General features: G+C 36.0%; 18 protein-coding genes. 15 read left to right on the top strand and 3 right to left on the bottom strand.

Annotation, left to right across the window (positions count from 1 at the left end; translation table 11 throughout):
- Nucleotides 1-128: 128 nt before the first annotated feature.
- The 5 genes from J2Z38_RS04710 to J2Z38_RS04690 all read left to right on the top strand — a co-directional run bounded on the left by J2Z38_RS04710 (nt 129) and on the right by J2Z38_RS04690 (nt 7,517).
- Nucleotides 129-1,448, top strand: a complete 1,320-nt coding sequence (locus J2Z38_RS04710) for an ABC transporter substrate-binding protein (RefSeq protein WP_209772992.1) — start codon at nt 129-131, stop codon at nt 1,446-1,448.
- A 15-nt stretch (nt 1,449-1,463) separates the two neighbouring features.
- The gene (locus tag J2Z38_RS04705; protein WP_225304617.1) at nt 1,464-3,071 is read left to right on the top strand and encodes a helix-turn-helix transcriptional regulator; all 1,608 of its coding nucleotides are present in this window, start codon (nt 1,464-1,466) and stop codon (nt 3,069-3,071) included.
- A gap of 229 nt (nt 3,072-3,300) precedes the next feature.
- Entirely contained in the window at nt 3,301-4,527 is a 1,227-nt protein-coding gene (locus tag J2Z38_RS04700; RefSeq protein ID WP_209772989.1) for an SHOCT domain-containing protein, read from the top strand.
- A 10-nt stretch (nt 4,528-4,537) separates the two neighbouring features.
- On the top strand, nt 4,538-6,016 hold the full coding sequence (locus tag J2Z38_RS04695; RefSeq protein ID WP_209772986.1) for a TFIIB-type zinc ribbon-containing protein: 1,479 nt from the start codon (nt 4,538-4,540) through the stop codon (nt 6,014-6,016).
- Entirely contained in the window at nt 6,003-7,517 is a 1,515-nt protein-coding gene (locus J2Z38_RS04690; RefSeq protein WP_209772985.1) for a hypothetical protein, read from the top strand. Before J2Z38_RS04695 ends, J2Z38_RS04690 begins: the two co-directional genes overlap by 14 nt.
- Nucleotides 7,518-7,913: 396 nt before the next feature.
- On the opposite strand, the gene J2Z38_RS04685 is transcribed toward J2Z38_RS04690, so the two are convergent.
- The 3 genes from J2Z38_RS04685 to J2Z38_RS04675 are packed head-to-tail and all read right to left on the bottom strand — an operon-like array spanning nt 7,914 to nt 10,698.
- Nucleotides 7,914-9,650 (bottom strand): phosphoenolpyruvate carboxykinase, encoded by a 1,737-nt coding sequence (locus J2Z38_RS04685; RefSeq protein ID WP_209772982.1) that lies wholly within the window; start codon nt 9,648-9,650, stop codon nt 7,914-7,916.
- Between the two features lie 51 nt (nt 9,651-9,701).
- Nucleotides 9,702-10,022 carry a branched-chain amino acid transporter permease gene (locus tag J2Z38_RS04680; RefSeq protein ID WP_209772979.1) on the bottom strand — a complete coding sequence of 107 codons (321 nt, stop codon included), beginning with the start codon at nt 10,020-10,022 and terminating at the stop codon, nt 9,702-9,704.
- The gene (locus tag J2Z38_RS04675) at nt 10,015-10,698 is read right to left on the bottom strand and encodes an AzlC family ABC transporter permease (protein ID WP_209772976.1); all 684 of its coding nucleotides are present in this window, start codon (nt 10,696-10,698) and stop codon (nt 10,015-10,017) included. The genes J2Z38_RS04680 and J2Z38_RS04675 overlap by 8 nt, the downstream gene beginning before the upstream one ends.
- A gap of 217 nt (nt 10,699-10,915) precedes the next feature.
- Here J2Z38_RS04675 and J2Z38_RS04670 point away from each other — a divergent pair, with 217 nt between their 5' ends.
- The 10 genes from J2Z38_RS04670 to J2Z38_RS04625 all read left to right on the top strand — a co-directional run bounded on the left by J2Z38_RS04670 (nt 10,916) and on the right by J2Z38_RS04625 (nt 20,480).
- Complete coding sequence (locus J2Z38_RS04670; RefSeq protein ID WP_209772973.1) at nt 10,916-12,286, top strand: NAD(P)/FAD-dependent oxidoreductase; 1,371 nt, start codon at nt 10,916-10,918, stop codon at nt 12,284-12,286.
- Complete coding sequence (locus J2Z38_RS04665) at nt 12,286-13,107, top strand: alpha/beta hydrolase family protein (protein ID WP_209772970.1); 822 nt, start codon at nt 12,286-12,288, stop codon at nt 13,105-13,107. Before J2Z38_RS04670 ends, J2Z38_RS04665 begins: the two co-directional genes overlap by 1 nt.
- A 69-nt stretch (nt 13,108-13,176) precedes the next feature.
- A complete protein-coding gene (locus J2Z38_RS04660; protein ID WP_209772967.1) occupies nt 13,177-14,298 on the top strand; it encodes a THUMP domain-containing class I SAM-dependent RNA methyltransferase in 1,122 nt (373 codons plus the stop codon).
- On the top strand, nt 14,279-15,724 hold the full coding sequence (locus tag J2Z38_RS04655) for a L,D-transpeptidase family protein (protein WP_209772965.1): 1,446 nt from the start codon (nt 14,279-14,281) through the stop codon (nt 15,722-15,724). The genes J2Z38_RS04660 and J2Z38_RS04655 overlap by 20 nt, the downstream gene beginning before the upstream one ends.
- Before the next feature lie 8 nt (nt 15,725-15,732).
- Nucleotides 15,733-16,557, top strand: coding sequence for an energy-coupling factor transporter ATPase (locus J2Z38_RS04650; RefSeq protein ID WP_209772964.1), 825 nt, complete (start codon nt 15,733-15,735; stop codon nt 16,555-16,557).
- Nucleotides 16,554-17,411: an energy-coupling factor transporter ATPase gene (locus tag J2Z38_RS04645; protein WP_209772963.1), complete on the top strand. Its 858-nt coding sequence runs from the start codon at nt 16,554-16,556 to the stop codon at nt 17,409-17,411. The genes J2Z38_RS04650 and J2Z38_RS04645 overlap by 4 nt, the downstream gene beginning before the upstream one ends.
- On the top strand, nt 17,404-18,198 hold the full coding sequence (locus J2Z38_RS04640) for an energy-coupling factor transporter transmembrane component T family protein (RefSeq protein WP_209772962.1): 795 nt from the start codon (nt 17,404-17,406) through the stop codon (nt 18,196-18,198). The genes J2Z38_RS04645 and J2Z38_RS04640 overlap by 8 nt, the downstream gene beginning before the upstream one ends.
- Nucleotides 18,195-18,935: a tRNA pseudouridine(38-40) synthase TruA gene (truA, locus tag J2Z38_RS04635; protein WP_209772961.1), complete on the top strand. Its 741-nt coding sequence runs from the start codon at nt 18,195-18,197 to the stop codon at nt 18,933-18,935. The genes J2Z38_RS04640 and truA overlap by 4 nt, the downstream gene beginning before the upstream one ends.
- On the top strand, nt 18,932-19,324 hold the full coding sequence (locus J2Z38_RS04630) for a hypothetical protein (protein ID WP_209772960.1): 393 nt from the start codon (nt 18,932-18,934) through the stop codon (nt 19,322-19,324). Before truA ends, J2Z38_RS04630 begins: the two co-directional genes overlap by 4 nt.
- On the top strand, nt 19,314-20,480 hold the full coding sequence (locus J2Z38_RS04625; protein ID WP_209772959.1) for a DUF4097 family beta strand repeat-containing protein: 1,167 nt from the start codon (nt 19,314-19,316) through the stop codon (nt 20,478-20,480). Before J2Z38_RS04630 ends, J2Z38_RS04625 begins: the two co-directional genes overlap by 11 nt.
- Nucleotides 20,481-20,504: the final 24 nt, after the last annotated feature.

The raw sequence follows: 20,504 nt of genomic DNA, 5'->3' as shown, positions 1-20,504 counted from the left end.
TAAAGTAAAATATCAAAGAAAATTAGAAGAAAATTAACCAAGTTCTTTATAAGCTTATCTTGACAAGGTGGATTAACTATGATAGTTTTAATATAGGAAGATGTTTTTAATTTTGAATCGAGGATAGGATGAAAAATAGTAAATACAAGAATGTGGGAATAATTTTTTTATTAATTTTTATTATTATTACTATATTCATTATTTTTTCAAGAAATAAAAAAGAACCTGTAAGCCTCACAATGTGGCACGTTTATGGCGAACAGGCTTCATCGCCTATGGATAAGCTCGTTGATGACTTTAACGAAACTGTGGGTAGTAAGGAAGGAATTGTTATAAATGTTACTGCGACAAGTAATTCAGCAGAAATTGGAGATGAGCTTTTAGATTCTCAGGCGGGCAAGTCCGGGGCAAAAAAAATGCCAGATTTGTTCTTTTGCCATAGTGGAAATGCCGATGATTTGGGGAGTGAAAACCTAATTGATTGGCAAGATTATTTTACAAAAGAAGAACTCAGTGATTATCAGGAAGATTTTTTAGAAGATGGCAAGGTGGGAGATAAGCTTTTAGTTTTTCCTATCTCAAAATCGACCCATATGCTCTTTATTAATGGGTCTATGTTTGCTAGGTTTTCTAAAGATACAGGCCTTGATTATGAAGATTTATTAACTTGGGATGGATTTTTTGATGCAGCTGAGAAATTTTATGAATGGTCTAATGGCAAGGCTTTTTGTGCCATGGACTACATTTTAAGGGAAATCGAATTGGCCAATCTTTCAACAAATCCAAATGCCAAACTCCATAACGACCAGGGCTGGTATGATAAAAATAACATGGAATTTAAAAAGGAATTTGATAAATTTATGACCTCCCTAGTAAAGGGCCATATCATTGTGTCAGATCTTTATGCCAATACCCAGATGATGACAGGGGAGACCCTAGCAGGGATAAGTTCATCTGCCGCTGTTTTGTATTATAATGATATGGTGACCTACCCAGACAATAGGTCTGAGCCTATGGATCTAAAAGTTTTAGCTTTGCCAATAAATAAGAGTGGAAATAAGTTTGATACCCTAGCTGGTACAGGGCTTTGCGCCTATAAGACTACTGATGAAAAGGCAAAGGCGGCAGCCATATTTGCCAAATGGATTACAGAAAGTGGGAGAAACTTAGACTTTGTTACAAAAACTGGCTATATGCCTGTAAGAAATGAGGCCTTTAACAAAGTTTTAACTATGGAATTTGAAAACCACGATTATAAGGAGTTATACCATAGCTTATCAAAGATGGAAAAAGACTACAGCTTTCTCTCAGAGTCTTATGATTATAATAAGGTTTTAAATTTTTATGATTGGCTTAGGGCTAATCAAAAATCCTTTGAAGAAAGATATAAAAATGGCGAAGATGTTAATAGTCTGATAGAAGAATGCTGGGAAAAGCTGATAGGATAATTTTAGGAGCAGCCCTTGTTTGATATAAATAAGAAATATCAAAAAAATTCAATGTATAGAAAGCTTTTTTCCTATATGATTATTTTTGCTGGGCTTTTGCTATTTTTCATAGTTTTGGCTTTGGTTTTATTTGACCAATACAAAAATGTCAGAAAAGATTATGTAAAGAGCCTTGATATCCAAGTATCTATGCTGGATAAGGAAATAAAGGGTTATTTTGATAAGTCAGCTATTTCTGCTATGCACTTATCCCAAGATACAAGTGACATCCTAGAAGAGATTTTGGATGAGGAAAAAATTTCTTTTGAAGATTTGAGAGATAATCAAAAACTCCTTAATCAAATACAGGATAGGATATTCGAAAACCTGAAAAGCTCCATGTTTTACGCAGATACATCAGGAGCCTTTGTCTTGTTCAATACAACTGTTAATTCTAAAAATAAGGGGGCAAAAGATTCTAGGTCTGGTTTGTATTTAAAACTTGATTCTAGGAGCTTGAAGGAATCGTCTGTTACTGTATATAGGGGAGATGCAGATGTGGCTAAGAAACACTCGGCAATGCCCCATAGGAAGTGGAAGTTAGAATATGATTTATCAAATCTACCTGCCTACGCTCTCCTTGCTAAAAATGTAAATAAGTCTATTTATGATTCCTATAGGATGACCAAAGTATTTACCCTACCTGGAACAAGTGAAAAGGTCATGTTAATAAGCCTTCCTATTGCGAGTAGGGATGGCAAGCTTTATGGAGTCTGTGGCTTTGAAGTAGAAGAAATGTATTTTAAGGAAAAAATTGCCCAACCATCCAAGATGAAGAGGTTAAGTTCTGTATTTTTGCCTGTGGCTGATAGTAAAATAGATACCGAAAAGGCCCTTAGCAGCGGAACCCAGGAGGGATATTATTTTCTACCAGATGATATTTTAGAAATCAAAGATCATGGTAGGGACTTAAAGGAATTTGTAGGCTCAAAATCCAAATACATAGGTTTATTGAGAGAAGTTTCCCTAATAGAAAACGGGGATAAGTCCTTAATTATTTCTATGGTTCCTCTTGATGAATATAATAGGGATATTTTTAAAAATATATCCAATATTGCAATTTCTGTTGTCTTATTTTTATTTTTTGCTATAGTCATTAGCTGGAATTTTACTAGAAGGTACATAAGCCCAATTACAGATGGACTTTCCCTAATAGAAAACCAGGAGAAAATCTTAGACGAAGACTACAGGCAAGACATTTTAGACTCTGGTTTTTACGAGATAAATAAGTTTTTGGAAAATGTTAGGGAAAAAATTAAAGATAGGCCAATCAAGGGGCTACCTCCTTATCTAGGATACAAGTTCAAGAAATTTATTGAAGCAACCTCAAGCCTCACTCCCGCTGAGTTAAATGTTTTAGTTCTTTTGATAAAGGGTTATGACGTAGACCAGCTTCCAGAAATACTTTATATTAGCAAGAGTACTGCCAAACACCATATTTTGAAAATTTATAAAAAACTTAATGTATCATCTAGGGGAGAATTACTTCTTTACCTTGACCTTATTAAAGGCTGTGGAATGGTTGATCAGATAATAGGAAATGTTAATGAAGAAAATGACCAGGTCAATGAAAAAATAGAATAAAAGAAAGTTATAAACCACTTCCTTATTTTAGTAATTATGCTAGCAATAGGGAGGTGTTTTTTTATTTTAATAGGTTTTTTTATATAGACCAAAGGTCTATCTTTGTAAATTTAGCCAAAGATTGACCTCTGGTCTATTTATTTTATCAATTTAATGTGATTTAATAAAACTAAGAACAAGAGTAAAAAAATATTTTACTTAAATCCAAGATAAAAATTAGGAGGTAAAAATGGGATTTATAAAAGCATTTACAGGAGCACTCGGAGGAAGTTTTGCAGACCAATGGCTAGATTTTTACAAACCTATGCCAGGCATACCAGCAACAGCAGGTATATTTCCAGCTGTTAGCCAAGGAACTAATCAAGGTAGAGGCTCAAACACCAGGTCAAGTGAAAATGTTATTTCTAATGGGTCTAAGATAATCGTCCCTGAAGGCACAGCTCTCATTACCATCGAAAATGGGATGATTACTGGCGTAGTTGCAGAAGCCGGTGGCTTTATATATTCAAGTGACGAAACAAGTTCCAAGTCAATTTTCGTAGGTGATGGAGTCATGGGTTCGCTAATTCAGTCATCTTGGGAAAAGATTAAGTTTGGCGGCCAACCAGGGGCAGAGCAACTTGCTTTTTATGTAAATTTAAAAGAAATACCAAACAACCGTTTTGGAACTCAAAGTGAAATTTATTGGGATGATGCCTATCTTGGCACCCAAGTAGGGGCTGTAACCAGGGGAACATATACACTTAAGATTGTCGATCCCCTTCTTTTTGTCAAAAATTTCCTTCCTCAAAAATACTTAATTGAGGATGCACCTGTTTTTGACTTTGGTGATATAGATAATGAGCTAGGTGAACAACTCTTTAACGAAGTTGTAGGCAGCCTATCCGCAGCTTTTTCTAATTATACAAATGACCCTTCAAGGGGAAATAGGATGAGCAAAATCCAGGGTGATCAAATTGGTTTTGCGAAGTCCCTAACCAAGGCTGTTGAGGATGCCTACCAATGGAAGACAGATAGGGGACTTGAAATTATAAAGACAGCAATCCTTGCTATCGAATATGACGAAGATACAAAAAAATTATTATCAGATGTCAAAAAAGCGGATGCTCTTTCTGGAAATCGTGGAAATTCATTCTTCCAACAATCAGTTGCTAGGGGTATGCAAAGTGCAGGAGAAAATGGCGGTGGTGCAGGAATGGCCTTTATGGGCATGGGAATGAATGCTGCAGGATCCATGGCAGGTGGACTTAACCAGCCAGGGGGAGCAAATTCTTACCAACCTAATTTTGGAGTAGGACAAAATATTCCAAACCAAAATCAACAAAACCAACAAGCGTCAAATAACGCACAAGTCGATCCAACAGAAAAATTAATCCAAATGAAAAAACTTTTAGATGCAGGAGTTATTAGCCAGGAAGAATTTGATAAGGCTAAATCTGATCTTTTAGGATTCTAAGGAGGAGGCTATGGCAGGCGAAAGAGATAATAATGAAAACATAAACATAATTAAAGATACAGACCAAGTAAAAGATGGCCAGGTTAAGTGTCCAAAGTGTGGTTCTACTGATATTTCTACAAATACCAAGACTGGCAAGCTTAGGTGCAATTTCTGCAGGCATGAATTTGACCCAGAACTTGCGGAAGAAGATGCTGATATTTCTAGTTTACAAGGAAATTACCTAGGGACAGGAGCGGCAGATATAGATTCAAATGCTGATGATATTATAACCTTAAAATGTGAGAGTTGTGGGGCTGAAGTAGTTATCGATACAGCAACTTCTACCCAAGCCAGGTGTCATTGGTGCAGAAATACCCTTTCAATAAATTCTAAAATTGATAATGGAGCTGTACCTGACGTAATTTTGCCATTTGCTGTGACTAAGAATGAAGCAAAAGAAGAGATTGAAAATTTTGTTGGTCAAAGAAAGACCTTTGCTCACCCACAATTTATTAAGGAATTTAATGCCGAAAATATATGTGGGGTGTATTTTCCATATATGCTTGTTGATATAAACGGCCATATGAAACTTAGTGGCAAGGGAGAAATCTTAACCGATACTAGGACAGTAAAAGATGGTGATAATGAAAAAACCGTTTATGATGCTGATCTTTACAGGGTAGGCAGGGACTTTGACATAAGCATTGATGATTTATCAATAGAATCAAGTATGGATAAGCTTGACTATTCATCAAAGGAAAAGACAACAAATATCATAAATTCTATCATGCCTTTTGATACAGAAAATTGTGTCAAATACAATGCCAACTACCTAAAAGGCTATACATCCGAAAAGAGAGATACCAATGTATCTGATCTTAAAAAAATTACAGACGTGTGGGGCTCAGATGTGGCTAGATTTGCCATCAAAGATACCATCGAAGAATATGACAGAGGAGTTAACTGGGAAGAAGAAGAATTTATTGTAAAAGGCGATTCTTGGAAGGCTTCCTATTTGCCGGTTTGGCTTTACTCCTATATGGAAAATAAGGGTGATAAACACGTTTTACACTATGTTGCAGTAAATGCAAGGACTAAGGAAACCATGGGATCAGTGCCTATAAATTTCAAAAAACTATTTATGGCATCAGCCCTTGTGGAAGTTATAAGCTTCTTAATAGCCCTTGTCCTATGGTTCGTTGCAGCCTTTGATATATTTGATGATACAAAGTTTCAAGATTCCAAAGACTTTTTCTGGTTACTCTTAGTTGCTGGTTTCATATATTATTATAATGTCTACAGCAAATATAGGAACCAGGATGCAAGGCACTCCTATGAGGTTGAAAGTAAACACGAAGTGACTAATCTTATAAGCCTTGATGAATTTATAAGGCATGAATACGGCCTTGAAAACTATTGTATTGATGGAGAAAATAGCTGTGAAATCAAGGGAAATAAGATAAAATTTAACAAAGAAGGATGTGATCATGGTGATGAAAAAGTATAAAATCCTTATCCTTTGCTTAGGCTTAGCCTTGACTGCTTGTGCTAATAAAGAAGGCAAAACTGATGATCCGAAGCCAATAAGCCAAGAAGAAAAACCAGTAAATAAAAATAATGACAATGAAAGTCTGGGTAAATCTTCAGGAGAAAGTCAAAATAATTTGGATAAGCCTTCTGAAAGTGAAATAGCAAAGAGAGAGCCAATTAAGGGGCATCCTGTAACAGGCGCTCTAGCAGGAAGTAACTCTACTCTTGTTGAAGATAGGGAGGTTTGGAAAGACTTTGTGATTGACAAGCAAATGGAAAAGGCCAAGGGACCCATCTTTGGTATCCACCTACCAAAAATTTTGCTAGATTCAAAGGATGCGGACCTAGCCAATGAGGAAATAGAAAAGGACCTCGAAAACCTAAAGGCCATGTACAAGGATGCGGATGAATATTCTAAAGATAGCGATGAACCCTTTGTTCATGCTGAGTTTTCAACCTACCAAGACGAAGAAATCCTAAGCCTCTTTATCCATCTCTACAATAATATTGACTCAGGTTTTCAAGTATATAGGACCTATAATTTTTCAATAAAAGATGGCAAGCGTCTTACAGATGATGAGCTATTATCCTATTTTGATATTAGTCCTGATGAGATATTAGACCTCATGGAAAAAAGCCTAGCGGACTACTATAGGCACATAATTGACCATTATGACAGTTATATTTCAAATCCTTCCTACCAGTATGACATGGGCAATAAAGAGGGTTTTGCCATCAAAGACTTGTGGCAAGAAAATCCTAATATATTTTATGTAAACGAAGTAGGTAGGCTAATGTTTTTTAGCAAAATCTATACAGATGCAGGCATAGGGGTAGCAACAGAAACCCAAACCCTAGCTGGACCTGATTATAAAACTAACCGATATTCAGATGACTTTGTAAGGATGGCTGCATGGCTTGGCATAGACCCAGATGATGAAAAGGTAAATGCCTTTATAATCTATATGGGCAGGGCCAATGCTGAAGATACTCTACCTAATGTAATGAGTAAACTATTTGCCTGGCAAGCATGTTTTGCAGACTATAAAGACCCAAGACTAATCCTAGAAGGTCAGAGAGATCCTGAAAATTATGAGGCTTTTCTAACTGGTAATGATTTTTACCTAGTCGTTCCAAAATGGGAGAATGCTCTTGTAAGTCTAAGGTCTGTTGAGAAGGCAGATAATGGAAGGGTCATTGAAAAAGATAATGACTTTCTTGATGGGATTTGCCAGAGGTCAACCGTACTTATTTGCCAGAGTCAAGAAAAAGACACTCCAAGTGTGAAAATCAAAATCGCCTACAGGGATAAGGAAATAGAAAGCCTTGTAAGTTTAGATAAAAATGGCAATCTTACTGGCCTAAACCCAGAGATAATAGATGCAAATAGTATTTTAGACTGGGATAAGACAGTAATAGATTATTCATTTTCAGGGCCACTCTACGAAAAGGTTCTATCATTTATGGGTAGGGGATAAGAGAAGAAATTTTTTAAGGTCCTAGAAGCTTTATGGTTTAAAGTCTATAAATGCAAAATTTAAATAAAAGATAATAGAAAATAGCATATTAATTAAATACAAGAGATTGAGCTAAAAAGTTTTAAAAGAAATGAAAATTTAACCTCTAGCCTTTGGCTTAAAACCAGCACCATCAGCAAGATTTTAGTCTTAGAAATTATTTTGTTAATAAAAAATATAGAAAAACATTTCTATTCCTCTTCCTTCATGGCAAAATATTCTGGATGGCGCTGGGATAAGCCAAGCTTAGTTGTGCTTTTAAAATTGATATATTTTAAAAAAACTAGTATAAATTTTGCTAGGATTTTTATTAGGGATAAAAAAATCACCTGGTCTTCCAGGTGATAATTTTTTCTCTTAAAGGGCCTTGATTATTTCAAAAAGTTCCTTAGCTGATTTTAGTGGGCCATCTGTTTCCATTCCTTCTACGCCAAGTTGGGTTTTGATTTGGCCGACTTTTTTATTGTTTTCATAAAGTTTGTTAAAGTAGGTTTCGATTAACTTATCGCAAGTATCTTGCTTTTGGTAAGGGCCGAATGGGTTGGCAAAGTAGGATTCTACTAGGCCAGTTTCTGTAGTTGTACCCTTGGCAAATCTCGCTCCTCTTTTAAAAATCTTGATGGCCTCTTTTTCGTCATCTAGGATTGAAATAGAGTCTTCACCATTTTTTAGTTTGTCATAGTTATTTGCATATAGGAAGAAGTCAACTTCATAGCCTGCCATTATTTGGTTGTAGTCAGCAACTGGCATAATTAACCTTGCATTTACCTTATCCGGGTTCATGAAGATGGACCTGTCTATTTGCTTAAAGGCATATCCAGCATCTAGGTCGTCAAGCCTTACAAAGGCACCGATTTCAGTACCGAAGGCTAAAACCTTATCGTCTTTGAGCCTAAAAGTTCCCATGTCGTCAAAGATTACTGTCATGTCCTTGATGTAGTCCTTGGCAAGAGTTCTGAAAGCTTCGATAGATTCGCTTTTACCAGCTCCAGAGTCACCTAGGATTACAACGTTGGCTGATTTTCCATTTTGTAAAACAACATTTACCCCAGCTCCGTGGATTGGGAGGTAGGATTTTTTCATTGAGATGATATTTGAAAGGGTTAGGCACATCTTTTTTAGATAGCCAAAGTAGTCTTTCTTGTCTGTATAGTTTACATATCCGATTAGAAGGCCGTTTTTATTTTCATAGAAAACATTTTGATTCTTAGAATTTTCTCCACCGAATAAATAAATTGCGTCTGGTCTTTTGGATTGGATTTCCTCTTCATCGGCTAGGTCAAAGAGGTTTGAGGCAGATATGCCGTGGGTGATTAGGTTGTGGTGGAAGTAGATATATACTAGGTTGTCACCTACTTTTGCAGGATAACACAAAAATTCGTCTGTATCTATATCTAAATCTTTGATTGGATTTTCATAAACTTCCTCAAAGAACCCATCCCTTTTGTTGGACTTGGTGTAGGTTATGTAAGGAGTTTCGATCATTACCTTGGTTATAAATGGAATTTCATTTAAAAACCTTAGGTCTTCAGGGTAGTTAATTTCAAAATTTTTGACAATTATTGAAGCATTGGCTCCTGCTGGTACTTGTCTAAAGACTTTTGGTGTCTTGCCTGTGACAGAAAATTCTGCTTTTCTGTAGATATCAAGGATTAGGTCCTTGAAATTGATGTTTGAAGAAAGGAAGTTTTCTACTTCTATACCCCTGTCATAGTCAGACTGCTCGATAATAGAATACCTTTCAAGCTTTCTCCAATAGTCATAGATGTCTTCTACAATCCTAATTAGGGCATCTCTTTCCTTGTCTAGGTCGTGGTACTTGTTGATTTTTTCGGAAATCTCATCAAGGCTCATTACAGTTAAGATTTTGGTAATATCCCTAATCTCTCCTGCAAGAATTTCTATATCGCTTGCCCTAAAAAATTTTTCTAGGTAGGTATAGATTCTTGTTTGGTTTTCCTTGTGGTAGGCTACAAAGGAGCAGATTACATCAAAGAATCCTTTGCTTCTTAATAAGTCGTCTGTGTCATTAAAAAAGGCCTTTGAAAAGTTAATCACGGCCTTATTGTTTGATATACTTATATCTTTTTTCATATTAACCTCATTTTTATTAATTCTTTTCTATAATAATACTTTACTACAATTTTAGACAAAAACTAATTGAATGAGGACCATATATATAAAAGTTCCAAAAGAAATTGAAAGGAATAGCTTTTTGAACTTGGCATGAAGGATTATAACTGAAGCACTAGCTATTATTTCAGGCAAGCCATATGGATATGCCGATAGGTTTATATTTCTAAGGGCAAAGACCACTAAAAGTGGCATGAGGGCAAAAGGTAGGTACTTACCAAAATACTGTATTAAGTCTGGGATTTCTTTTTTCGAGAAAAAGAAAAATGGGGTTGACCTTATTAAAAAAGTTGTAATTGATGATGCTAGTATTAAAATTAAAATCTTAGTCATTTACTTCCTCAATTCTTTTTCTAAGACCAAACAAACTTAAGGCTATCAAAAGTAGGGCTGGAATCATAAAATTGCCTGGTTTAAAGATTAAAAGGGCAATTATTGATAGGCAAAGACCTAGTTTAAGAGGTTTGTGGTTTGGTGTTGAGTAGTATTGTTCAACTAGTAAAACTAGGAAAAGGGCTGTAAGGACAAAATCCATACCCATGGTATTAAAGCTAATTAAAGTTCCTAGCAAGGCCCCAATGTAGGAAGCTAGAATCCAAACTAGGTAGTTAATTATTCCTATAGCAAGGAAAAAATCAGCTTTATTTACATCTGCTGGTGGTTTGATTGATGTATCAAGGGCGAAAGTTTCGTCTGAAAGGGTCAGGATAAAGAGAAATTTTGATCTTGAATCCTTATATTCTTTTAATAAGCTTACCCCGTAAAACATCATCCTAAAATTAACCGATAGGGTTAGAATAATAATTGCAATAATAGAAATATCGGATTTGAGAAGGGGTAGGATTACAAATTGCATGCTGCCAGCATACATTGTCAGTGACATTAATGGAGCAAATAGGGGATTGAAACCTTCTTTGCTAACCATTATGCCATAGGTGATTCCCAAAAACATATAACCGATTATAACGGGTATAGTATAAGGGAAGGCTTTTTTGAATGCTTTTTTCATTAGCTTTCCTTTCTAAGTGAATTTTTCTTGAGATCCTATGTAGGTATTTACATATATTTTACTTAGTACTTACAAGTGATTCAATAAATTACATATATTTTAACATATATTTTCAAAATGTAAAGGATAGTTTGAAATTAGGCATTTAACTTGTATAATATAGCAGGCTAAATTAGAAAAATGTCCTGAATTTTTATTAAAGAGGATAGGAGAAATCATGAAAAACTATGACATTATTGTAGTAGGAGCAGGGGCTTCTGGAGCTTTTCTTGCTTATGAGCTTACAAAATTAAATACAAAGAAAAAGGTCCTTGTAATTGATGGGGGCCGCAAGGTCGAACACAGAACTTGCCCTATCACAGAAGGCAAGGTTGGCCATTGTATAGGCTGCAAACCATGTAATATCATGTACGGCTTTGGTGGTGCAGGTACCCTATCTGATGGTAAATACAATATCACAACTAATTTTGGTGGCGACCTTCACCGCTATGTTGGCGAGAAAAAAGCCATGGAACTTATGGAATATGTTGATAGCGTCTTAATGGCCTTTGATGGTGGAGACGATTTGGAATTATATAGCACAGATAAAAACGACCTTAAGACCAAATGTCTACGTCACGACCTACATTTATTAGATGCAAAAGTTCGTCATTTTGGTACAGACAGAAACAAGATAATCCTACAAAAAATCTACGATTATGTGAAAGATACAGTAGATTTTGAATTTTCTACCATGGTAGAAGACGTGGATTATGAAAATGGAAAGTACATAGTTAAAACCAACAAGGGCGAGGAATTTTCGGCTGATGATTTAGTTCTTGCGGCAGGAAGGTCTGGATCTAAATGGATAGGTGATGTTTGCGACAAATTTGGCATCGAATCTAAGAGAAACAGGGTGGATATAGGTCTTAGAATAGAAGTGCCAGCAGAGGTATTTAAACACATTACAGATGATGTTTACGAAGCTAAAATAATGTATCAAACCAAGCAATACAACGACATCGTAAGGACATTTTGTATGAATCCTTATGGCCACGTTGTAACAGAAAACACCAATGGCATCCTAACTGTAAATGGCCATTCCTTTACAGACCCAAAACTTCAATCACAAAATACCAACTTTGCCCTATTGGTTACAAATAGGTTTACAGAGCCATTTAAAGATTCAAATGAATATGGTGAATCAATAGCAAGACTGTCTAATATGTTAGGCGGAGGAGTTTTGATGCAAAGATTTGGTGACCTTGTCAAAGGTCGTCGTTCTTCGGAAAGAAGGATGGAAAAATCTTTCACCAAGCCAACTATGAATGCAACTGCCGGCGACCTTTCTCTTGTTATGCCAAAAAGGCAGCTTGACGATATAATCGAGATGATCTACCAGCTAGACAAGATTGCCCCAGGTATGGCAAATGACGATACACTTTTATATGGAATCGAAGTTAAGTTCTACAATTCAGAAATAGAAGTAGATGAGAAATTCGAATCAAAACAAAAGGGACTTTACTGTGTAGGCGACGGTTCAGGTGCGACTCACTCTTTATCCCAAGCCTCTGCGTGCGGTATTGAAGTTGCTAGGGTACTTGCTTAATGAAATATTTTTATGAACAGATAAAAAAAGAAGATGGCATAGTCATGAGGGGTGTGATAAACACCCCAGATGACTTTGACGAAAATAAAAAATACCCAAGTGTAATAATTTTCCACGGTTTTGGTGGAGATAGGAATGGTAGTGTAAATTTCAGGCTAAACCACGCCAAGTACCTTACAGAGAGGGGCTATGTGGTCTTTAGGTTTGATTTTTCAGGTTCTGGTGAATCTGACGGGTCTTTTTATGACATGACTGTAAGCCGTGAAGAAAAAGAACTTGAAATGATCCATGATTTTGCCAAGATGAAATATTATGTAGATAAGGATAGGCTTTATTGGATTGGTCATTCCTTAGGTGGAGTTCTAGCAAGCCTTATGGCCTTTAAATTAAAACCAAGGGCCATGGCACTTTTAGCCCCTGCAAGCGACATGAATAACAAAGATTATTTGAAAGTTATGGCTAAAACTGTTTTTGAAGGAGAGGTTTCAGGCAAAACCAAGTTGGAAAGCAACATGCCATATGAAAGCTTAATTTCAAAAGTTAAAGAAGCTGACATAGGTGGAGTTAAAATTCACATAAATTTCCTAATAGATTTTATTGTAAAAGATATATATGGGTCAGCAAGAAAATATGACGGCAATGTTTTAATCATAAGGGGTACAGATGATACTTTAGTATTTAGAGACTCAAATGAAAAACTCAGAGACGCCTACCCAAATTCTAGATATTTTGAAATTGAAGGTGCTGATCACTCCTTTACTAACGAAGATCAGAGAAAAACTCTCTACGAAATGTCCTATAATTTTTTTGAAGAAAATTAATCGCCACGAAAGTGGCTTTTCCTTTGTAAAAAAAGATGAAAAGAGTCAAAAATCAGTTATAATACAAGTATGGAAAAAATACTAATTACCACAAGCTTCGGTCTAGAAAGCCTAGTTAAGTTCCAACTTAGGGATATGGGCTACAAGGATTTTGAAGTAAGTGATGGATTGATTAGCCTTAAAGGTGGTCTATCCGACTTAGCAAAATTAAATATAAACCTAAAACACGCTGACAGGGTCTATTTAGAAGTAAAAAGTTTTAAGGCCATGGACTTTGAAGAGCTTTTTGAAAATGTAAATAAAATAGATTGGCAGGATATTTTAAATGAGGATAGCAACTTTATTGTAAATGCAAGATCCTATAAGTCAAAATTATTTTCTTTAAGGTCGATTCAGTCCATAAGCGAAAAGGCAATTATAGATAAGTTAAAAACTTACTATAAAAAATCTTTTTTTGAAAAATCAGCCGAAAGAGTTAATATCGAAATAATGATAGAAAAAAATATTGCCAAAGTTTGCCTAGACACATCTGGAGATGGCCTTCACAAAAGAGGCTACAGGGAAGGCACTGTCAAAGCTCCTCTTAGGGAAAACTTGGCAGCAGCCTTAGTTGACCTATCATTTTATAATCCGGACAGGTTTTTGTTTGACGGATTTTGCGGGTCTGGGACAATACTTATAGAAGCAGCTAGGCTTGCTCGAAATATTGCACCTGGCATCGATAGGGACTTTGATTTTACAAGCTTTAAATTTATGGATTCCAAATATTTTAAGGATGCTAAAAAAGAAGCGATGGAAAAAATCGACTATTCCAAAAAGTTAAATATCCTAGGTTCGGATATATCAGGTAGGGCAATCTCACTAGCCAAGCAAAACGCCATAAATGCGGGAGTTGGTGAAGATATTTCTTTTATCACAAGAGATTTTGGCTCTGTTGCCCTAGGCGATGACTATGGGGTTTTTATTTCAAACCCACCCTACGGAATGAGGTTATCAGACAATGATCTAGCTGATATTTATAAAAAAATCAACAATAAATTGGCAGGACTTGATACCTGGTCACTTTATTTTATAACAGCTGACGAGAAATTTGATAGAGCCTTTAAGAGAAAAATATCTAAGAAAAGAAAATTATACAATGGAGGCCAAAAGGTAGATTTTTACCAGTATTTTGGCAAGAGACCGGATTAAGGAGGACGTCATAACAGAAGCAAACAACAAAAAGAAATCTAGGGCCCTAACCCTATTTATTCTTGTAATAATAGCACTTTATTTAATAGTTACAGTAATATTTACTTTTATAGCCCTACCAAACACTAAGGTAAACGGCAGGGATATTTCCTATGCCTCAAAAGATGAGGCCCTTAGAAAACCAGCTGAACCTTTTACAATCACTGTAGTAGGCAGGGATGAAAGAAAGGCTACAATTGACCTAAGGGAAATTGACTATAGTGCGAGTATTCCAAAATCTGCATCTATTGATCAAAATCCTTTTAAATGGCCACTTGCCTTTGCAAATATCGCAAACGATGATTTTACATTTGATTATAATGTTAAATATAACGAAGCGAAACTTGACAAAAACCTAAAAAGCCAAGCGCTTTTGGCCAATGTCAAAGAACCAGAAAATGCTAGTCTTAAGTATGAAAATGGCGCCTTTAAAATCCTTCCAGAAGTGATGGGAAACAAGGTTGACTTTGGAAAACTTTCTGCAAAGATTAAGGACGCTATCTATAATCACAAGGATGAGATTGTCCTTGATGACAATGATTATATAAATCCTACAGTAAAGAATAATTCTAAGGAACTTGCAGCCCTTCTTGAGGATGGTAAGACCATAGAAGGGATGAAAATCGGTTTTAATTTCAATGGTTTTGACTTTAAACTTGAAGGCGAAAAGTTAATTGATATGTTTGATACAGAAAAGGGAAGTTTTGAGCTAAATTATGACAAGCTAACTTCATATGTCAAAGAAATTGCAGATCAAACTGATACCTACGGAAAAAATAGGAACTTCAATGCTACAGGCATTGGTAAAATCACCGTAAATCCAGGGGTTTATGGATTTATTCTTGATGTGCCAGGCACAGTTGATGCTGTTTATAAATTAGTAAATGAAAGAAAATCTGGAAATGTAGAACCAGTTTACGAAAGAACAGGTTTTAGGAGAGAAGCCGATGGAACTGATATAGGCAACACCTATATAGAAGTAGACCTTTCCCGCCAATACATGTGGTTTTATTTGGATGGAGAAGTTGTTCTAGAAACTAATATTGTTTCAGGCATGCCAAACACAACCCAATGGGCAACCAATGTTGGTGTTGGCTCAATCCTTTCAAAAGCAGCCAACCAAACCCTAAGAGGCGCTGGCTTTGATGGTTCAAGATATGAAACCCCAGTAAAATACTGGATGCCAATAGGTTGGGACGGCGAAGGCTTCCACGATGCACCTTGGAGAGGGGCCTTTGGTGGAGGAATCTATTTCACAAATGGCAGCCACGGATGCTTAAATATGCCACCAGCTATTGCAGGAAAATTATTTGAGCTCGCTCCTCACGGCACCCCAGTAGTTGTTTATGAATCAAGTACAAATTACAGCCCAGCAATGAGCTATTAGGATTAAAAATGATAAAAATAAAAAATGTAACTTACACCTACCCTGGAATTGATGAGGGTAGCCAGGGAAAAACTGCTCTTGATGATCTATCAATAGATATAAATAAGGGAGACTTTGTGGCAATTTTAGGCCACAATGGTTCCGGCAAGTCAACCTTAGGCAAGCTTTTAAATGCCCAAATCAAACCAACAAGTGGAGAAATCCTCGTAGATGATATTTCTTCCTCTACTGAGGGAAGTGAATGGGATATTAGAAAAAAATGTTCAATGGTTTTCCAAAACCCAGACAACCAGATGGTTGCAACCACGGTTGAAGAAGAAGTAGCCTTTGGTCCTGAAAATCTAAGGGTAGAACACCCTGAATTAAGACAGAGGGTTGATAGGGCAATCGAACAAGTAGGTATGTCTAACTTTAAGCATAGAAATCCATCGAATCTTTCAGGTGGCCAAAAACAAAGAGTGTCAATAGCGGGTGTAATTGCAATGCTATCAGACTATATAATCTTTGACGAGCCAACAGCCATGCTTGATCCCCAAGGTAGGAAGGATGTAATTGAGCTAATCAAAAGTCTAAATAAAGATTATGGCAAAACCATAATTTACATCACCCACTACATGGAGGAGGCAGTTCTTGCTGATAAAATTGTAGTTTTAGACAGGGGCAAGAAGGCACTCGAAGGTAATAGCAGGGAAGTTTTTTCCCAAGTTAAAAAGATGAAAGAATTAGGCCTTACAGTTCCACAAGTTACAGAAGTAGCCTATGGCCTAAGCCAAAAGGGAATAAAATTTGACAGGCTTCCTTTGACTGTCGAGGAGTTTTTAGAAAGCTTATGAAAATAGAGATAAAAAACGTTGACTATATCTACAACCAGGGCCTTCCCAACGAGGTTTATGCCCTAAAAGATATAAATTTAGAAATAAATAGCAGGGAAATAATTGGCCTTATTGGCCAAACTGGATCTGGTAAATCAACCCTAGTCCAGCTTTTAAATGGCCTTTTAATCCCTACAAACGGTGATGTTATAATTGACGGTATAAATTCTAAGGAAAAATCCAAGAGAAAGGCTGCAAGATTTAAGGTTGGCCTAGTTTTCCAATATCCAGAAAACCAATTATTTGAAGAGACTATTGCCAGAGACATTGCCTTTGGTCCAAAAAATATGGGCCTAAAGGAAGATGAAATTCACGCAAGAGTAAAGTCAGCTATGGAAAAAGTTGGCCTTGATTATGAAACCTACAAGGATGTATCACCATTTGAAATATCCGGCGGCCAACAAAGAAGGGTGGCTGTAGCAGGAATTTTATCCATGAATCCAAAAGTCCTTGTCCTTGACGAACTAACAGCTGGCCTTGACCCAATAGGGCGCCAGGAAATTTTTAAGGAACTTATGAAAATCTACGAAGCCGATGATGAGCTAAGTATTGTCCTCGTTAGCCATTCTATGGAAGATGTAGCAGAATATGTTGATAGGGTCATAGTTATGAATGGTGGCAAGGTTTATTCAGATAAGTCTACATTTGATACTTTCACATCAGTCGACCTTGATACAATAGGCCTAGATGTGCCACAGATAACTAAATTTATGAGAGCTTACAAAAAGAAAAATCCAGATGTGGATGAAAAAATCTACACAGTGGACGCTGCTATTAATGAATTATACAAACACTTAGGAGGCGAAAATGACTAATATATCCATAGGTCAATACCTCCCTTTTGATAGTTTTGTCCATAGGCTAGATCCAAGGGTCAAAATCATAGGAGTATTTTTATATATAATTACCATATTTTTTGTAAAGGACTTTATCACTTATATACCTTTTATAGTCCTATTGATTGCCCTTTTGGCTATAGCAAAGATCCCTTTTAAGGCGATTGTAAAGTCTTTAAAACCCTTGATATTTATTATTGTCTTGACAGGTGTAATTAACTTAGTCACAACACCAGGTAGGGAAATCTTCACCATTTGGAAGTTTTCTATAACTGAAGAAGGCGTATTTAGGACTGCTTTTACAATCCTAAGGCTAGTCTTGATTATCCTTTCAACATCAGTTTTAACCTACACCACAAGCCCAATGGAATTAACCTATGGCCTTGAAAAACTTTTCTCACCAATGAAAAGATTTGGTTTTCCAGCAGGGGAACTTGCAATGATGATTTCAATTTCCCTAAGATTTATCCCAACCCTTTTCGATGAGGCAAACAAGATTAAGATGGCCCAAATGGCAAGGGGAGCGGACTTTGAATCTGGAAATATCTTTGACAGGGCCATGTCTATGATCCCACTTTTGGTCCCACTTTTTATAAATGCCTTAAAAAGGTCTGGAGATCTTGCAACCGCTATGGAAGCGAGACTTTACAGGATTGGTGAAGAAAGAACAAAACTCAACGAGATTTATATGGCGAAGACTGATTGGATTTCTATTATTGGTTTCACAATCTTTTGTGTCATTATAATTGTTTTATACTTCCTATGATAAAAAATGTATTGGTAAATTTGTGTTTTGACGGTAGGGACTTTAAGGGTTACCAGTACCAGATAGACCAAAGAACAGTAGATGAAGAGCTTAAAAAAGCCATCCACGAGGTGACTGGCGAAGATAATAGGATTATAGCCTGTGGTAGGACAGATGCGGGTGTCCATGCGAGAAGTTTTTATGTAAATTTTCTCACAGCCAGCCATGTTTCCCCAAAAGGTTTTGCCTACCATATCCAGCCATATCTTCCAGATGATATTTTGGCCTTATCTTCAAAAGAAGTAGGCCTTGGTTTTCATGCTAGGTTTTCTTGTAAGTCAAAAACTTATAAGTATGTAATAAACCAGGAAAAAAATCCCCACCCAATCTATAGGACCTATATGGAAAATATAACCTACAAGCTTGATTATGACAAGCTTGACCAGGGCCTTCAGGTCCTTAAGGGTGACCATGATTTTAGGCTTTTTATGAAGGAAGATAAGGATATTGAGATAAATACAAATAGAAGAATAGACGATTGTTATTTCAAAAGAGAAAAAAATAGGCTAGAGATTTTCTTTAAGGCAGAATCCTTTCTCCATAATCAGGTGAGGATTATGACGGGGAGCTTGATTGAACTTGCCAGAGGGAAAAATTCTCTAGAAGATTTTAAGGCTTATTTTGACCCAGAGTCAAATGTGAGGGCAAATCCTGCCCTAAGCCCAGCTGGTCTTTACCTATGGGAGGTAGAATATTGATTGTAATAGACATTTTTAAGGAGCTTAAGGCTCTTATAATCTTAATATTTTGCGTATTGTCAGTTTTTCTTGTAAAAGAATCCTACATGACAATCCTCTTCGGGGTAATTTCTGTATTTCTCTTTGGACTTAGTTTTTATATCAGGGTCAATGACCTTGTTATAAGTAAAAATATTTTTTATTTAATAATTGCAAGTCTTAATGTATTTACTTTGCTTTTTGTGATACAATATTTAATACAAGGAGATATATCTTCTAAACTTTTAGAAAAAGTTTTTAGTGTTTTTATAGAAAAAGACCAAACTATTTTATATATAGGATGGCTATTTGCCCTGACATCAGGACTTATACTTTTAGAGAAACTAGGCGGTGGTAAGAGTGGACGATAAGAAAATAAAGATAGATGAAGAATTAATCGAAGAAAAAGAAGAAAATAAGGAAAAGACTAACAAGGAAAGTGAAAAGCCAAATCCTTTTAAGTGGCTTGATGGAGTTAATAAGAGGAATTTGATTTTTGGCTTAGTTGGCCTAGTCTTATTTATCCTTGTGATTTTCATGATTTCTTCAAAGAAAAATGCTTCAATCCAAAATGCAGCAACAACTAGTCAAATTGATGAAAACTCTTATAACCAGTCCCGTATCATGAGGGTTGATTTAAACAAGATAAAGTCAATTGACTTTGACCTTGGTTCATCAGATGTAAGAATCCAAAGGTCCAATACTAATCCATATATAGAATACACAGAGCTTTTCAGAGGAGAAGACAATGCCTACAGGCTTGATGTGAGCTTTGAGGAAGGTGTTCTAAAGCTTAAAAATAAGGTTGAAGGCAAGGAACTTTATATGAAGGATAAAATTCCGATAGTAAGGATTTTCCTTCCTTCCGAGGGCGGTATTGAAGAAATCAAGGGCACAATCGGTGCTGGTGATGTCAAAATTGATGACCTTGAAGTGAAAAACTTTGACCTAAGGATAAAATCCGGTAATATCAGTCTTAATAATGGATTTTTCCAAGGTTCTATCAAAAACGAATCAGGATCTATAAATCTTAATAAAAGTGAATTGTCAAATACCAAACTATCTACAGTTGCAGGTGACATTATCATCAAGGAATCAAAGCTAGGAAATAGACTTGATTTCACCACATCTACAGGTGATATTTTAATTGATGCTAAGGATACTATTGACAATTACAATATAAATGCCTACCTAGAAGTTGGTAATTTTGTACTAGGAAATATTTCTTACAGGAACATCACAGACGGTTACCAGGCTAATAATAAGGCCAAAAATAACATTGATCTTAGGACAAAAATTGGTGATATTGTCTTTAATAAGGGCGAGGGTGCCAAGATTGAAAACGAGGAATACCTAACCAATGATTCTAAAATCAAGGATGCTGAAGAAAATGCCCTAGAGAGAAATGTCAAAAATACTGAAAAGGAAAATAAAAAGCGTAAAGAAAAAGAAAAAAATGAGGAAGATTCAGAAGATATAGATGAAGAATTAGACGAATCTTCTAATGAGGAAGAAGAAAATAATTAGGTCCTAGGGCTTAATTATTTTTTT

The sequence above is a fragment of the Anaerococcus degeneri genome (assembly GCF_017874475.1).
In the GTDB taxonomy this organism is placed as follows: Bacteria; Bacillota; Clostridia; order Tissierellales; family Peptoniphilaceae; genus Anaerococcus; species Anaerococcus degeneri.
Note: the sequence above shows the minus strand (reverse complement) of the source record. Positions and strands in the feature narration are given on the sequence as shown.

Coding starts and splice junctions, on each gene's coding strand:
- J2Z38_RS04690 (WP_209772985.1), top strand. CDS start 6,003: ATGAAAAAGTATAAAATCCTTATCCTTTGCTTAGGCTTAGCCTTGACT.
- J2Z38_RS04695 (WP_209772986.1), top strand. CDS start 4,538: ATGGCAGGCGAAAGAGATAATAATGAAAACATAAACATAATTAAAGAT.
- J2Z38_RS04675 (WP_209772976.1), bottom strand. CDS start 10,698: ATGAAAAAAGCATTCAAAAAAGCCTTCCCTTATACTATACCCGTTATA.
- J2Z38_RS04685 (WP_209772982.1), bottom strand. CDS start 9,650: ATGAAAAAAGATATAAGTATATCAAACAATAAGGCCGTGATTAACTTT.
- J2Z38_RS04680 (WP_209772979.1), bottom strand. CDS start 10,022: ATGACTAAGATTTTAATTTTAATACTAGCATCATCAATTACAACTTTT.
- truA (WP_209772961.1), top strand. CDS start 18,195: ATGATAAAAAATGTATTGGTAAATTTGTGTTTTGACGGTAGGGACTTT.
- J2Z38_RS04710 (WP_209772992.1), top strand. CDS start 129: ATGAAAAATAGTAAATACAAGAATGTGGGAATAATTTTTTTATTAATT.
- J2Z38_RS04700 (WP_209772989.1), top strand. CDS start 3,301: ATGGGATTTATAAAAGCATTTACAGGAGCACTCGGAGGAAGTTTTGCA.
- J2Z38_RS04645 (WP_209772963.1), top strand. CDS start 16,554: ATGAAAATAGAGATAAAAAACGTTGACTATATCTACAACCAGGGCCTT.
- J2Z38_RS04665 (WP_209772970.1), top strand. CDS start 12,286: ATGAAATATTTTTATGAACAGATAAAAAAAGAAGATGGCATAGTCATG.
- J2Z38_RS04660 (WP_209772967.1), top strand. CDS start 13,177: ATGGAAAAAATACTAATTACCACAAGCTTCGGTCTAGAAAGCCTAGTT.
- J2Z38_RS04670 (WP_209772973.1), top strand. CDS start 10,916: ATGAAAAACTATGACATTATTGTAGTAGGAGCAGGGGCTTCTGGAGCT.
- J2Z38_RS04640 (WP_209772962.1), top strand. CDS start 17,404: ATGACTAATATATCCATAGGTCAATACCTCCCTTTTGATAGTTTTGTC.
- J2Z38_RS04650 (WP_209772964.1), top strand. CDS start 15,733: ATGATAAAAATAAAAAATGTAACTTACACCTACCCTGGAATTGATGAG.